The organism is Nostoc sp., assembly GCF_036919595.1.
Taxonomy (GTDB): domain Bacteria; phylum Cyanobacteriota; class Cyanobacteriia; order Cyanobacteriales; family Nostocaceae; genus Nostoc.
Genome location: NZ_JBALCO010000157.1, coordinates 63,390 through 79,094, shown reverse-complemented (window position 1 = coordinate 79,094; position 15,705 = coordinate 63,390). Strand labels below are relative to the sequence as shown.

The window sequence follows — 15,705 nt, the reverse complement described above, 5'->3', positions numbered from 1 at the left end:
TATTGCTACACAATTTGATGATAAATAATTATACTTTCTGCCTCATCTTGTGGGTCTGCAAGCCAGATTTGATCTACACTAAGTGGAATAGTTGCATTTTCGATGATTTTTACAATTACTTCGGGCGCAGGGATGGACAAAATATCACCACATATTTCTATAACTAAAATTTTTAAACAGTTGGCATATTCATTAAACTTTATATCTGTCTGGGATAAATGTTTAGCTAATTGCTTGGTTATTTCCTCTTCGGCTTCCGTTAATGTTTCAAATCGATACAACAAGGGTTTTGCTGAACCAGATAACCTTAGTCCTGATTTGTAAGATTCGTCATCACGTTCATTTTCTGGAACCCTGCGAAAGCACCAAGGAATAGGCTCTGTTGAGGAGATTTTATTAGAGATATGAAACTCCTCAATATGCTGCAATACATGAGATACTATCTGCTTGCATATTAAAGGTAATTTTCGTTTAGTATTTTGATACAGAGCATTTTCGTTGATGCCAATTTCATATATATCTTGAGATAAAACAGGTTTAAAATTGCGTACATAAGAATCTTCAAAAGAGTTAAAAAAGTCGTGAAAATGCCGATGGTTCTCATAATAATCGGGAGGATAAACTATCTTTTTAGATTCAATGACCATAGGTTTATTGCCCAAAGCCTCTAATAGTACCTCTGGTTGTTTACTGTCTCTGTTAGAAATATCGAGGCACTTGGAAAGACTGTAGTCTTTGCCAAAAGCTTCATTAAACTGAATTGCAAAATCTCTTAAGCCTTTTCCCCATTCACATTTATCATCCCGAAAACAGTGGAAGGATACCATAGTTTTTTTAAGTACATTGTTTTTTAATTAGTTGATCTGTGCCGATACGTTAATAAACTATTCCAGCACATCTTAGAGAGGCAGCTTTGCAATCCGATCAACCCACTCCTCTGCACTGGATATCGCCCAAATCATCAACAGTTCCTTGATCGCGACTTCAACTAGTAGTTTTTGGGAAACAATGATCACTCCTGCACTATGATTAGTGGTGATGAACTCGGCAAATTCTGATGGCATTGTTTTACGATCATGACTAACGAGGATACGTCCCTGCTGTGCTGCGATCGCCAATACTTCAGAATCTTTTACACCTTCTAATCCAGCAGCCAAGGCTGTTTGGAAGTCAATGGTGGGTTCTTGTCGCAGAACTCCCGTGACGATCGCTTGATTCAAATCAGCATCGGCTTGGTAACTAACATTCACGATTCGACTTGTTGTCTTGCTGCTTTGGCTGCCATAAGCTTGTTGTACAAAGCAGGATCAGCGGTTTCTAGCGGTTGAGGCATAGTATTAAATGCTGCTTCCTCAGCTTCTAAATAAGCATCAATATCAGCACGATTGGCTAGATAAAACGCGATCGCTCCATAAACTTGTTCAAGTGTCAGTAACGGAAAATAATTAACAATGCTTTCAGGCGATAATCCTTTTTGGAAAGCATAGACGATCGAGTCCAAGGAAATCCGAGTTCCTGCAACCCAATAAGCATCTTGACGATATTCTACGTAAGATTTAGCTGTTACAACTGACATATAGATTTGTTTTGACTTTATTTATGAGGTTAAATTACAGTTTAAACAACAGCCGCCTCTGGAATTGCACCCTGCATTCTCGCGAAAGCATCAATCAAGTTTTGCAATTGTTGATCTGCCTTAAAAACTCCTAACCCACGCACCGTAACTTTACCTGGAGAATCGATAAGCTTGCTCAATCTAAGCTTCCGCAATTGAGGTAATCTCAACCTGAAATGCTATACTTTTGCTGCATTTCTAGGGCTAAATCCCCTATAAGGCAAGTTTTACCAGCGTTGAGTTCCTCAAAACCTTGTCCAATACCTGCAATTGTCTCCAACTGATCAATCAGTTGACGTAATTTGGTGGGGTCGATTTTGCCAGGATCTAGAAAGGTGACAAGGACTTGAGAGCGATCGCTAACATCTTGCGGTAGCTGGGTGAGGTGAATTTCCCCATCCTGATAAATGCCTTCGATAGTTTTTATCATGAGTTGAAGTTGGGTTGGTATTTCCTTTAATTCTACTAACTAGTCTCAAACGGCTGGGTTTGGAATTCCCACCTGCTCAAAATGACATAGGTTTTCACTTGATGACTAATTTTTTTCTAACGATCAAACAACAGCCGCCTCTGGAATCGCACCCTGCATTCTCCCGAAAGCATCAATTAAATTCTGCAATTGTTGATCTGCTTTAAAAACTCCTAACCCGCGCACTGTCACTTTACCTGGAGAATACACAAAGCGCGTCTTGAGATTTTCTGGTAAATTCGCCGCCAATAAATTCCAAGCTGGTTCCTCCATTGGCGTTTCTAAAACTACGTGCTGCTTGTTTTCTGGTTTTATCCGGCTAAATCCAAGTTTTTTCGCTAGCTGTTTAAGTTCCATGACTCGCAAAAGTTGATTCGCCGACACTGGTAAATTACCATAGCGATCGCTCCACTCGGCAGCAATCTGCTTTAATTCTGATTTAGATTTAGCTGTCGCCACCGCCCGGTATGCACTCATCTTTTGATCCAAATCGGTAATGTAATCTGCTGGGATAAATGCTGTGAGGTTGAGATCAATCTGGGTATCCTCGACTTTCGGAATTTCTTGGCCTCGGATTTCCCGAATTGCTTCTTCCAGCATTTCCATATACAAATCAAAACCGATGGCATCCATTTGGCCGGATTGTTCTGCACCTAGCAAATTACCTACACCCCTGATTTCCATATCGCGCATCGCCAGTTGATACCCAGAACCTAACTGAGTAAATTCCTGAATTGCTCGTAATCGTTGCCGGGCCGCATCAGATAATGTCCGCTGCTTCGGATAAAATAACCAAGCATGAGCTTGGATACCAGCACGTCCCACACGACCGCGTAATTGATACAGTTGTGCCAATCCAAAGCGATGAGCATCTTCTATCAAAATTGTATTTACTCGCGGAATATCTAAGCCAGATTCAATAATTGTCGTACAAACGAGGATGTCTGCATCGCCATTACTAAAGGTGAGCATGGTTGACTCTAACTCGCTTTCATCCATTTGACCGTGAGCGATCGCAAACCTGGCCCCCGGTAACACTTCTCGTAAATTGGCTGTTGTCTCTTCAATCCCGTCTACTCGTGGAACTACATAAAATACCTGTCCACCTCTGTCTAATTCTTGACGAATTGCACTGCGGATACTTTCAGAATTTATCGGTGAAAGATGGGTTTTAATTGCTCGTCTAGTTGGCGGTGGTGTAGTTATCAAACTCATTTCCCGAATTCCCGACAAGGACATATACAAAGTACGGGGAATGGGAGTTGCAGAAAGGGTAAGCACGTCCACTTGAGTTTTCAGGCTTTTGATTTTCTCTTTCTGGTTCACCCCAAACCGCTGTTCCTCATCCACCACCAACAGTCCTAAATCCCGAAATGTCACGCCTTTACCTAAAAGTTGATGCGTACCAATTACTACATCTAATTCACCCGTTGCCAATCGCTTTTGAATATCGCGGCGTTCTTCAGCAGACCGAAAGCGGTTGAGTAAGCCGACATTTACGGGGTAGGGAGCAAAACGTTCTTTGAGTGTATGGTAGTGCTGCTGTGTTAAAATAGTCGTTGGCGCAAGGAGTGCCACTTGTTTACCGGCGATGACTGCTTTGAAAATAGCACGAATCGCCACTTCCGTCTTTCCGAAACCGACATCGCCACAAACTAAGCGATCCATTGGGCGATCGCTTTCCATGTCTCGTTTCACATCTTGCACAGCTTTGAGCTGATCCGTTGTGGGTTGGTAGGGGAAGGAATCTTCCAATTCTTCCTGCCAAGGCATATCGCCTGGGAAGCTAAAACCTTGTTGTTGCGATCGCGCTGCATACAGTTTCAACAAGTCCACCGCCAACTTTTTGATCGCTTTGCGGACTTTATTCTTGGTATTTTCCCAAGCTTTACCAGTCATCCTGTTGAGTTCCGGCGCTTTATCACCCGCGGCGCGGAACCGGGATAAAGCACCTACTTGATCGGCTGCGACTCTGAGTAACCCGTCAGCATATTGCACCACTAAATAATCACGGGTTTCGTTATTAATCGTCAAACTTTCCAGCTTGACAAATTTGCCAACACCATGATTTCTGTGAACCACATAATCGCCTGGACGCAGCTTATTGGGATCAACTTGTTTAGAAGTAGCTTTGTGGCGCTTGCGGATATAGCCGGGAGTTGCCAAGGAATGCTGCCCAAAAAATTCCCGATCTGTAACGATTACTAATCGGTATGTAGGCAGGATAAAACCTTCTAGTTCGGCAAGACCGGAATATTTTAGGGCTATGGGAGTATGGTTAATTTGGAGCTTATCGATCGCTTGGTAGTCGCGAGGATTCGGGATAAATTGAGCCGGACAGTCATGTTCTTGCAATAGCGAGACAGAACGCGAAGGTTGAGCAGAAAGCAGCCAGATAGAGAAATTGCGATCGCGTTCTTGACGGATTGTTTCAGCTAGTTTAGCAAACTGGTGCGGCGTGACTGGAACAGGTCGGCTGGCAAGATTGATCCCACTATTTTCCTCTGACAGTTCCGATAAATATAATGTTTTAAATTTGGCAACGTCAGCCAGACACTCATCAAAAGACCGATGAATTTTCGGCAATGTTAGGGCAGTAGATTCTTCCCCATGCGCCATTATCCACTGTTCCTCAGCATTTTCCACCCAGCGATCGCTATGAGCATGACACTGTTCTGGCTCATCAATGGCAATCAGGGTATTTTCCGCTAAGTAGTTTAACAGAGATGCTGGTTGCTCGAAAGCTAACCCCAAAAAGCGACGACTACCCTCCAAGAGTGATGAATTCTGAGTGCTAAGTTCTGATTCAGAATTTAACTCATGATTCCTAACTCCTAACTCAGAACTATTCTTGAGTGCCGCCATCACCACGGGAGAAAAGCTAGTGGGGGTAAGAATTAACCGATTAACTTTGTCTAGGGCGGAACGTTGAGTTGCTGGGTCAAATTCCCGCATTTGCTCGATTTCATCGCCAAACCATTCCAGCCGGACTGGAAACTCAGATGAAACTGGGAACACATCAACAATATCGCCCCGCCGGCTCCACTGTCCTTCTGTTTCCACCAGAGGGACTCGTTCGTACCCCAGAATCGTTATTTTCTCACTGAAGGCATTCAAGTCTAATTCCATCCCCCGCTTCAGGGTAAGACAGAATTGTTGAAAAACTGCTGGTGGTGGTAAGTGGGGTTGCAACGCTCCTTGGGTAGCCACAATCGCCATCTTAGGTAATTGTGAGGGATTGGGAATCTGGTTTTCTTCCCCATGCCCCATGCTCAAATCTGCCAGTACCTGCATTTGTCCCCAACTCATTTCAGTTTCCGGGTCAAAAGGTTCGTAGGGAGAAGCCTCGGAGGTGGGGTAAAAATGTACTGTTTGCCATCCCATTGCCTCCAGTTGCGCGTAAACGCGTCCAGCTTCTTCCAGAGTGGCACAAACCACAAACAAATCCTTGCCCGTAGCCCGCGCTAATGCCGAAGCCACCAGAGCCTTGGGCAGCCTGGGAATGCCATTTAACCGCAATTCTTGTTGTCGGTTTAGCTTAGAAATAAATTCAGTGGTGAGCGGCGATCGCGCTAAGGCACGCACAATAGAAGAAAATGACATAAGTACTACTTGCGGTGGGAGTCTTTGTGGGTCAGAAAATCTTGAAGCAGTTTATGTCAACTATTTTAAAAGTGTTAACAGTCTTCTTATTCTTTCGGCGGAAGAATATTGCACAGCAACTAATAAACTTAAAAACTATAACTACTACTTTGTGTACAGTTAAAGCATTTATAGATGCACCTTTAATACTAGATACTAAAAATTGAGCTACGTTCGCTCTGATAAGCGGCAATTTTAAACATGTCCTCCACAACTTTTGAAATTTTAATCATTTTGGTGCTAATTATTGCCAACGGCGTGTTTTCTATGTCTGAGATGGCAATTGTCTCAGCCCGGAAAGTTAGACTACAACAGCTTGCTAATCAAGGAGATCCTAAGGCAAAGGCAGCATTGAAACTAGCTGAGTCTCCAAATCATTTCCTGTCAACTGTTCAAGTGGGTATTTCCCTAATCGGTATCCTGACTGGTGCTTTTGGAGGAGCAACAATTGCCAATCACGTGGCAGTCTATATAAAACGTGTCCCCTTATTAGCACCTTATAGTGACCCGCTTTCCTTCGGAATAGTGGTTTTGATCATTACCTATTTCTCACTCATTGTTGGCGAATTGGTACCGAAGCGTCTGGCATTAAATAACCCAGAAAGGATTGCATCGATTGTAGCTATTCCAATGCAAGCTTTGGCGGCGCTCGCTTCTCCAGTAGTCTATCTCTTAAGTGCTTCTACAGATTTGATCCTGCGAGTGCTGGGAATTACAGCTTCTAGCGAGCCGCAAGTCACTGAAGAAGAAATTAAAATCTTAATTGAGCAAGGCACCGAGGCGGGAACCTTTGAGGAAGCCGAACAGGATATGGTGGAGCGAGTCTTTCGTTTAGGCGATCGCCCTGTCAGCTACTTAATGACACCCCGTCCCGATATTGTCTGGCTGGACTTAGAAGACACTGCTGAAGAAAATCGCCAAAAAATGGTTGATAGTGCCTATTCTCGGTATCCAGTTTGTCAGGGGGGACTTGACAATGTGCTGGGTGTTATCCCAGTTACCGACTTATTAGCCAGGAGTTTCCGAGAAGAACCGCTAGACTTGACAGTGGGATTGCGACAGCCAGTATTCGTGCCAGAAAGCACCCGTGGTTTGAAAGTTTTGGAATTGTTCAAGCAAACTATCACTCACATGGCGCTAGTAGTCGATGAATACGGCGTGATTCAAGGATTAGTCACTCTTAACGACATCATGAGCGAAATCGTGGGTGATGTTCCTTCAACAGATGGGCAGGATCAACCACAAGCTGTGCAACGCGAAGATGGTTCCTGGCTTTTGGATGGGATGTTGCCTGTAGAGGATTTTTTGGAACTTTTCGGTATGGAAGAGTGGCAATTTGAGGAACGCGGCAGTTATCAAACCTTAGGCGGTTTTGTGATCACCAATTTAGGTCGTATTCCTGCCGCAGCAGATTATTTTGAATGGCAAAGTATGCGAATTGAAGTGATGGATATGGATGGTAACCGCGTTGATAAGGTGCTAGTCGTACCAAAAGGAAATAAATCATCGGATACGACAAAATCTGATTAGTGTTGGGCACTTGTACTGAGCGAACGCAAGAGCGTCTAGTAGAGAAGCCGTAAAGCCTGCGGCATAGCTACGCTTAGGGCGCAGCCTTTCCAAGAGTTGTGTTGGGGATCGGGCATTAGGCATTGGGCATTGATAATTATTGTTTACTATTTCCCATGCCCAATGCCCTATTTATGCAATTTGTCAAGTCTGAGATAGACGTTTAACCGCTTCACCCGCTAATAACTGATGGGCTTGTTCCAAAACTTGGGGGATTTTATCGGCGTGGGGATTGCGGGCGAGACATTGCCGCAAGTCTAATTCTTCTAACCGATCAGCTTTGTTACCAGGAAACCAGTGGCTGGCATTGCCAAGCAGGTTGTAGCGCATTTTAGCGTAGTCTAGCAGATCGTAGGCGATCGCTAGATTCTGTAGCCACAAAATCACCCGAATGTTTACCTCACCAGGAGTTTTGTCAAAGGTTGGTAGATTTTTTTCCCAGGATTTTACCCAATCTTCTCCCAAAGTAGCGATCGCTTCTGATTCCAACCTTGCTAAAATTGGTGGCAAAATTGACCATGCCCGGTCTACTAATTCTAAAGTCTTCAGGTGTTCATCAAAATCTTCTGGTTTTGCTGCTCCTAAACTTAGAGTATGCACCTCTTGATGACTCAAACAAAACAAATCATTAAACACCATTGGACTCAAAGGGGCGCAGAGATTTACTAACTTTTCTGGAGGTTTATATAATAAACCTCCTTTATCAGATGGGCTAATAATAAACACACCCATATCGTAGCGTTTAGCTGCTTCAATTGCCTCCCAATTCCATTGATTAATGTAGTACCAGTGCAGGTTCACGTAATCAAATTTATTAGTATTAATTGTCTGCACAATCATATCTGTTGAGCCATGTGTAGAAAAGCCAATAAATCTGACTTTTCCCTCAGCTTGCAATTGCTGCGCTACTTCCAAACAGCCACCAGGACGGATACTGTAGTCGAATGACTCAGCATGATTGATGCCATGCAACCCTAAAAGGTCAACATAATCTAGTTGGAGATTTTTCAATGATTGTTCAAATTTATTACGGAATTCTTTCGCATCTGCCTCTGGGTTTACTTTGGTCTGAACAATCAACTTTTCGCGGGGAAACTGGGGCAATATTCTCCCCAATTGCATTTCGGAAGAGCCATAACCACGGGCAGTTTCAATATGATTAATCCCAACCTCAACTGCCCTTATAATAGTTGCTTCCAGATTCGCCTGGTTATCAGCAGGAATTTCGTTATTGGGAACATCTTCCCATTTGAACTGATATCTCATGCCACCGCAGGAAAACACTGGCATCTGTAATTCTGTGCGTCCAAATCGTCTATATAGCATTAGTGAATTGTGGATTGCTTACAACTTAAAATCTAAAAACGATAGTAATTCAAGCCTACTGTGCGACAATAATTACCTCTGTTCAATCTGTGACACTAGCAAGATTTATCAGATTATTAAATCGGTCATACCAATTTTGTATGAAGATGCGCCATATATGAGGAACGAACCGCATACTCTTACGGAGAAGCAAGCTACGCGCAGCGCGATGCCCTGAGCTTGCCGTAAAGCCTGCGGCATAGCTACGCTTAGGGCGCAACCTCTTTAAGAGTTGGGTCTCCAAGAGTTGGACACAAAGTAAGAAAGAACAAGCCAAAAAAATTTGGCGCAGCCTCACAAAGAAATGGTATCAGGACTTAGCAGGAGATTTTCCACGGGATTTGAGCGAGTGTTCTAATCACCGCTAAAATTACTCCTATAGACTGAGCAACTCTTCCAGGAATCAACAAATAATTATCAATTGTTTATCAGACGGTTGACTTCTTTTGCGAAGGTAGCAGCTTGTCAAATTAATTCTTTAGAGACTGCGCTTGGATTAAGCAATTTCTCAATGTTTCGGCTAACACCTGTACCTGCGGCTCATTAAGTAGGCCATGGTGAGATCCGGGAACGTAATGGACATCTAATTCTCCAGCAACTACGTCGCCCCACCCGAATTGAGGATCGTATTCTATGCCTATAGCTTCGTCCCGACTTTGATCCTCTGTTCGCAAGAGGATAACTTGACCAAGGTAAGGTGAAAAGATATATTCACTGATGGCTTGAGTGTTAACATCTATAATTTTTAAGTGCTTGTCAGTTTCAGGTAAATGAACTACCTCTTGCAAGTAACGGTTATATCTATTTTTGAGACGGTGCTTACGCCAATAACTCCATCTCACAGCCATTTGCCAAAGGTAGGTAGGCCCTTGTTGAACAATTTTATTTAAATGCAAAAAAACTCGTTTAAGAAATGACGCCCGCCAGCTATAACCTGGACGACAACTATCAACCATAACTAAAATACCAACTTGTTCGCCTTGTTCTTGGAGTTGTTGAGCCATCTCGAAAGCAACTATACCCCCAAAAGAATAACCTCCTAGAAAATAAGGGCCATTGGGCTGAAGCGTCTGGATTTCTTGAATGTAGTGAGTTGCCATGTCTTCAATCCGCGTATGCAAAGGCTGTTTTCCATCTAGCCCTTGTGGCTGTAGTGCGTAGAATGGTTGATCTGATCCTAGATGCAGCGCCAATTCACGGAAACACAAGACTTCTCCACCCAGTCCGTGAATACAGAAAAAAGGTGGTTTTGAACCATTAGGTTGAATTTCTAACAGAGATGACCAACTAGATTTTGATTGGTCTAAGGTATTTACTAAAGCCAAATTTCTTGCTATATCTTCTTGGCAAATTATTTTGGCTAGAGCCTCTACAGTACCTGACTGGAACAGAATGGCAAGAGGCAGATTTTTACTAAATGTCTTTTCAATTTGCCAAAACAGTTTTACTGCTAATATGGAGTGTCCTCCTAGTTCAAAGAAGTTGTCCCTGACACCGATAGGCTGAATGCCCAGAACTTGTTCCCAAATTTTGGTTAGTTGGAATTCTAATTCATCACGGGGAGCCAGATAGGTGTTTGCTGAATCAAGCCTTGTTAAGTCTGGTGCTGGTAAAGCGCGGCGGTCGATTTTGCCGTTGGGGGTTAGGGGTAAGGTGTCTAGAAAAACGAAAGCACTAGGCACCATATATTCTGGCAGTTTCTGTTTGAGGAAGTGGCGCAGTTCGTCTGTGGTTGGTGTCTGCTCTGGGTGAGGAACGATGTAGGCGACTAGTCGCTGGTTTTCTGGATTATCAACTCTAGCTGTGACGACAGTTTGCTGTATATTGGGGTGTTGTGCTAATAAAGCTTCAATTTCTCCAAGTTCGATGCGGAAACCACGAATTTTTACTTGATTATCGAGGCGACCAAGATATTCGATATTACCATCACTTAGGTAACGGGCTAAGTCACCTGTTTTGTAAAGACGGCTTTCAAAGTCGCAACTGAATGGATTAGGAATAAATTTTTCTGTTGTTAATTTAGGCTGATGGAAATAACCCCGTGATAACCCTGCACCACCAATATATAGTTGGCCTGCAACACTTACAGGGACGGGTTGCAAATATTTATCTAAAATGTAAATCTGGGTATTGGCTATAGGACGGCCAATGCTCATTAAAGCTTCTTCCTGCTCAATCCGATGAATTGTAGACCAAACAGTTGTTTCTGTCGGTCCATATAAGTTCCAAACTTCAGCACCTCTTTGACGTAAGTGGTTAGCTAAATTTTCAGGTAAGGCTTCACCACCACAGAGAATTTTCAGTTGGGCATTTCCTTTCCATCCCGCTTCTAGTAACATTTGCCAAGTCACAGGAGTGGCTTGCATAACAGTTGCAGCAGAGTTATTGAGTTGTTGTAATAACTGTAAACCGTCGGCAGTAACTTCCCGACTGACTAAAATTACCTTGGCTCCTAGTGTTAGGGGAAGAAAAATTTCTAAAACCGCAATATCAAAAGATAGGGAGGTAACTGACAACAGACTATCAAGGTTGGTTAATTGTAGGTGCTGTTGCATCCCCGTGAGGAAGTTAAGGACGCTGCGATGGGTAATTTGTACACCTTTAGGTTTTCCTGTGGAACCAGAAGTATAAATTATATAAATTAAATTATCGGGATCAATGTAGCTTTGTGGCGAATTTTGCTGATGTGCGGCGATGTAATCCCTGTCGCTATCTAAACAGATAACTTGGGCTTGGTGGGATGGAAGAGTTTTTAATAAATGTTGCTGAGTTAATAAAATGGAAATTTGCGAGTCTTGCAACATGAACGCCAAGCGCTCTTGGGGATAGGCTGGGTCTAGGGGTACGTAGGCTGCACCTGCTTTCAAGATACCTAAAATTCCAACTATTAGATTTAGCGATCGCTCCACACAAATCCCCACCGGCATCTCTGGTTTGACCCCCAGTGATATCAGGTAATGCGCTAGCTGATTAGCACGGTGATTGAGTTGCTGGTAAGTTAGTTGCTGGTTCTCAAAGATTACAGCAATGGCGTTGGGAGTTCTTTCGGTTTGAGCTTCAAATAACTGATGGATGCAGGTATTTTTGGGGTAGTCAGTTTGGGTATTATTCCACTCTATTAGTAGCTGATGCTGTTGGGCTGCTGTTAACAGAGGTAAATTTGAAATATGCTGTTCTGGGTTGGCGACGATACCTTCAAGTAAAGTTTGGAAATGCCCCAGCATTCGAGCGATCGTTGTAGCATCGAATAAGTCTGTGTTGTATTCAATTCCACCTTTGATCCCTTCTGAAGTTTCTTTAATATCGAGGGTAAGCTCGAACTTTGCGGTATCATTATGGACTTCTAGAGGGGTAATGGTCAATCCCGGAAGTTCCCAGAGTTCGCTTGGGGTATTGTGGAAGGCAAACATTACCTGAAACAAGGGCGAGTGGCTCAAATCTCGTTCTGGCTGTAGTTCTTCTACTAGCTTCTCGAAGGGTAGGTCTTGGTGGGCATAAGCTCCTAGTGTTACTTCTCGAACTTGACTAAGTAACTGTTGGAAACTTGGGTTGCCGGAAAGGTTAGTGCGTATAGCTAGGGTATTGACAAAGAACCCAATCAACCCTTCGGTTTCAACTTGGTTGCGACCAGCAATAGGAGAACCGATGAGAATGTCTTCTTGCCCAGTGTAGCGGTGCAATATTATCCCAAAAGCCGCCAGCAATGTCATGAATAGGGTGACACCCTGCTGATGCGAGAGTTCTTTTAGGGATGCACTCAGCTTTTGGGGTAACATCAGGGATTGGACTGCTCCCTGATAAGTTTGGACTGGTGGGCGTGGTCGGTCGGTTGGTAATTCTAATACAGTATTAGCACCTGCTAACTGAGTTTTCCAATAATTAATTTGACTGGAGAGTATTTCATCTGATAACCATTGGTGCTGCCACACAGCAAAATCTGCATACTGAATAGGCAATTTTGGCAGGGGGGAAGGCTTACCGCTCAAAAAGGCTTGATAAACGTCTGCTAACTGCTGCTCGATAATGCCTATTGACCAACCATCTGAGGCGATGTGGTGCATAACCAACAAGAGTATATGCTCCTGTTCATCTATCTGGAGCAAAGTAGCTCTCAGCATCAAGTCAGATTCTAAGTTGAAGGGGCGTTGCGCCTCTTGATTTAGAAGACATTCCACTTGCTCCGGTGCTACCTTAATTATTTTGAATTCCACTGGCCGAGGCGTGCCAATTACTTGTATGGGGCTACCATCAAGTGATGTAGTAAAGTTTGTTCGCAGTGTCTCATGATGGACAACGATCGCATCTAATGACTGTTGTAAGACACGCGCATTTAACTTGCCCGTTAAGCGCTGTGCATTCGAGAGGATATATGCTCGGCTATTGGGTTGCAACTGCTGCAAAAACCACACTCGCTGCTGGGCAAAGGATAAAGGGGCTGACTCCCACTTGGCTATTTGGGGAATAGTTTGATTTTGGGGATCATTTTCTTGACTCTCATTTTGGGCCAACGCTTGAACTAAAGTAGCGATCGTTGGATTCTCAAATAAGAGTTGCAACGGTATTTCTATCCGAAAGGCTTGGCGAACCCGAGACATCACTTGAGTAGCCAGCAGTGAATGACCTCCCAATTCAAAAAAATTGTCGTGGATGCCTACTTGTTCCAGACGCAAAACTTTCGCCCAGATGGTAGCTAAAACTTCTTCTGTTGAGTTCTTAGGTGGAACAAAGTTAGTTGAGAGCCTAAAAGTAAATGTATCCGGTGCAGGCAAGGCGTGGCGGTCTATTTTACCGTTGGGATTTAATGGTAGGGTGTCCAAAAATACAAAGAAATTAGGCACCATGTATTCAGGTAGCCGAGTTTCCAAAAAGTTACGCAATTCAGACTGGCTAGGGATTTGCTCTGGACTGGCAACAATATATGCCACGAGTTGCTTGTCACCAGGAACATCCTCTCTAGCTATGACTAGAGTCTGTGTAAGTGCCGGATGTTGAACTAATATGGTTTCAATTTCTCCCAATTCAATTCGGAAGCCACGTATTTTCACTTGGTGGTCAATACGACCAAGGAACTCAATGTTACCATCGCTCAAATAACGTGCTAAATCCCCAGTTTTGTAAAGACGGGCCCCTCTTTTAGAACTAAAAGGGTCGAAAATGAACTTATCTATGGTCAATTCTGGACGGTTAAGATAGGCTCGCGCTAGACCAATACCGCCAATGTGCAGTTCACCTGATTCACCAAAAGGCACAGGCTGCAAATTTTCATCGAGGATGTGAATCTCTGCATTAGTAATCGGGCGACCAATGGGAGCAATGGCGTAATTAGTGCCGCGCTGGCAAGTCCAGAAAGTAGTATCAATGGAAGCTTCTGTCGGACCATAGCAATTATGGAGAACATTGTCCAAATTCAGTTGAGCAAAAAAGCGTTCTATGAGTTCGCTAGGTAAAGCTTCACCACCGCAGGTAATATGCTTGATGAATCGGCAATTCTCAATTCCCTTCTCTTCCAATAAGACACGCAATATAGAAGGGACTAAGGCCAAAACAGTGATTTGCTGCTCAGTAATCACCTTCACAAGGTAGGCAGTATCTTGATGTCCACCAGGGCGAGCCATGATCAATTGCCCTCCGAAGCACAATGGCCAGAATATCTGCCACACTGAAGGGTCGAAGCTAAAAGAAATAGTCAGTAAAACTTTGTCAGCCTGAGTTAATCCAAAAGTTGTTTGCTTCCAGTACAGTTGATTGCAAATCCCCCGGTGAGGGATCATTACACCCTTGGGCTGTCCTGTAGATCCTGATGTGTAGATTACGTAGATGAGATTATCAGCCGTTGTCTCATTTACAGGATTTTCTTGACTGTTTCGGATATTCCCTTGCCAGTTTGAGTCCAGACAAATTACTTGTGCTTGATGCGGTGGTAGATTTTTGACAAATTTTTCTTGGGTTAACAATACTGATGTCTGGGTGTCTTCCAAAATGAAGCCTAAACGCTCTGAAGGATATCCAGGATCTAAAGGTACATAAGCACCTCCAGCTTTAAGAATTCCCAGCAGTCCTACGATCATCTCCAAGGAGCGTTCTAGGCAGATGCCTACAAGTACTTCAGGCCCAACATCTAAAGCACGTAGGTAGTGCGCTAGTTGATTGGCCCGGTGGTTTAACTGCCGATAAGTAAGTTGTGTATTTTCAAATACTACAGCAATGGCTTGGGGCGATCGCTCTACTTGCATCTCAAACATTTGATGGATGCACAAATTGTGATGATGAACTGCTTGGGTTTCATTCCATTCCTGTAAAACTTGAGTGCCAATAATTTGACTTAAGGTATCTAACGGAATATTTTGCTTATATTCTGAAGTCTGGCTATTTATCTGCATTTTCTATATATCAACTCCATCAAGAAATAGCATTTTTTTAATTTATTTATTAATATGTATGGTGTGTTTATAACAAATTATTTATTATATGTAATGCTGCATATTAACGCTTTTAAAAAAAAGTCTAAATTTATACAAGTAAAGCCTACCTTGCTTTAAGAGCGGGACGCTGCGTGAATGGCAAAGCCGAACGTAGACCTATACGCATTTTAAAAGATAATTGGTATTTCAAGCTCCAGTTAATCGATTTATATTTAACATAATAATTCCCATATTTTTATTCGTAACTCTCTAATTAAAACTTTTAAATCAGATTAGAATCAAAAAATGCACTGTTGCATTGTTAAGATCCAGTCAGACAAAAGCATTTTATTTGCAACTTTACCTTTTTTTGGCAAATATTTTTTCACATACTTAGATTGACTAAATACAATACTGAAAAGACTTTATCGTTTTTTATAACAATTTGCTAAATGAAAAAATAATTATTACCGAATCTTCATTATGTTTCTTTATATGTAAAAATAATGTAAAGCTATAATTATAATTGGCTTAAATAATTAAGTAGCTCGGTGTAAAAAGTTATCATTAGAAGAATGCAGGAGGCTGGGAAAAAGAGGGTTTTAGCCTCGTTCATTTTTCTTGAGATAGTTATCTTTAATTTG

At 42.8% G+C, this 15,705-nt stretch carries 8 protein-coding genes and 1 pseudogene; 1 reads left to right on the top strand and 8 read right to left on the bottom strand.

Annotated elements, in window-relative coordinates; all coding sequences use genetic code 11:
* Positions 1-5 precede the first annotated feature (5 nt).
* From V7K21_RS24310 to mfd, 6 genes are all read right to left on the bottom strand, one after another.
* On the bottom strand, positions 6-827 hold the full coding sequence (locus tag V7K21_RS24310; RefSeq protein ID WP_335177774.1) for a hypothetical protein: 822 nt from the start codon (positions 825-827) through the stop codon (positions 6-8).
* Positions 828-899: 72 nt separating this feature from the next.
* Positions 900-1,250 (bottom strand): DUF5615 family PIN-like protein, encoded by a 351-nt coding sequence (locus tag V7K21_RS24305; RefSeq protein ID WP_335177772.1) that lies wholly within the window; start codon positions 1,248-1,250, stop codon positions 900-902.
* Positions 1,247-1,576, bottom strand: coding sequence for a DUF433 domain-containing protein (locus tag V7K21_RS24300; protein WP_335177770.1), 330 nt, complete (start codon positions 1,574-1,576; stop codon positions 1,247-1,249). The genes V7K21_RS24305 and V7K21_RS24300 overlap by 4 nt, the downstream gene beginning before the upstream one ends.
* Before the next feature lie 41 nt (positions 1,577-1,617).
* Positions 1,618-1,755: a hypothetical protein gene (locus tag V7K21_RS24295; RefSeq protein ID WP_335177768.1), complete on the bottom strand. Its 138-nt coding sequence runs from the start codon at positions 1,753-1,755 to the stop codon at positions 1,618-1,620.
* A gap of 26 nt (positions 1,756-1,781) precedes the next feature.
* Complete coding sequence (locus V7K21_RS24290; protein WP_335177766.1) at positions 1,782-2,045, bottom strand: hypothetical protein; 264 nt, start codon at positions 2,043-2,045, stop codon at positions 1,782-1,784.
* Positions 2,046-2,168: 123 nt separating this feature from the next.
* A complete protein-coding gene (mfd, locus tag V7K21_RS24285) occupies positions 2,169-5,687 on the bottom strand; it encodes a transcription-repair coupling factor (RefSeq protein WP_335177764.1) in 3,519 nt (1,172 codons plus the stop codon).
* Between the two features lie 240 nt (positions 5,688-5,927).
* Here mfd and V7K21_RS24280 point away from each other — a divergent pair, with 240 nt between their 5' ends.
* Positions 5,928-7,256 carry a hemolysin family protein gene (locus V7K21_RS24280; RefSeq protein ID WP_335177762.1) on the top strand — a complete coding sequence of 443 codons (1,329 nt, stop codon included), beginning with the start codon at positions 5,928-5,930 and terminating at the stop codon, positions 7,254-7,256.
* A gap of 183 nt (positions 7,257-7,439) precedes the next feature.
* Here the strand turns inward: V7K21_RS24280 and V7K21_RS24275 are convergent, their stop codons facing one another.
* Both V7K21_RS24275 and V7K21_RS24270 read right to left on the bottom strand, forming a co-directional pair.
* On the bottom strand, positions 7,440-8,621 hold the full coding sequence (locus V7K21_RS24275; protein WP_335177760.1) for an aldo/keto reductase: 1,182 nt from the start codon (positions 8,619-8,621) through the stop codon (positions 7,440-7,442).
* 509 nt (positions 8,622-9,130) lie between these two features.
* Positions 9,131-15,040: pseudogene (locus V7K21_RS24270) on the bottom strand (amino acid adenylation domain-containing protein); the annotation flags it as partial.
* Positions 15,041-15,705: the final 665 nt, after the last annotated feature.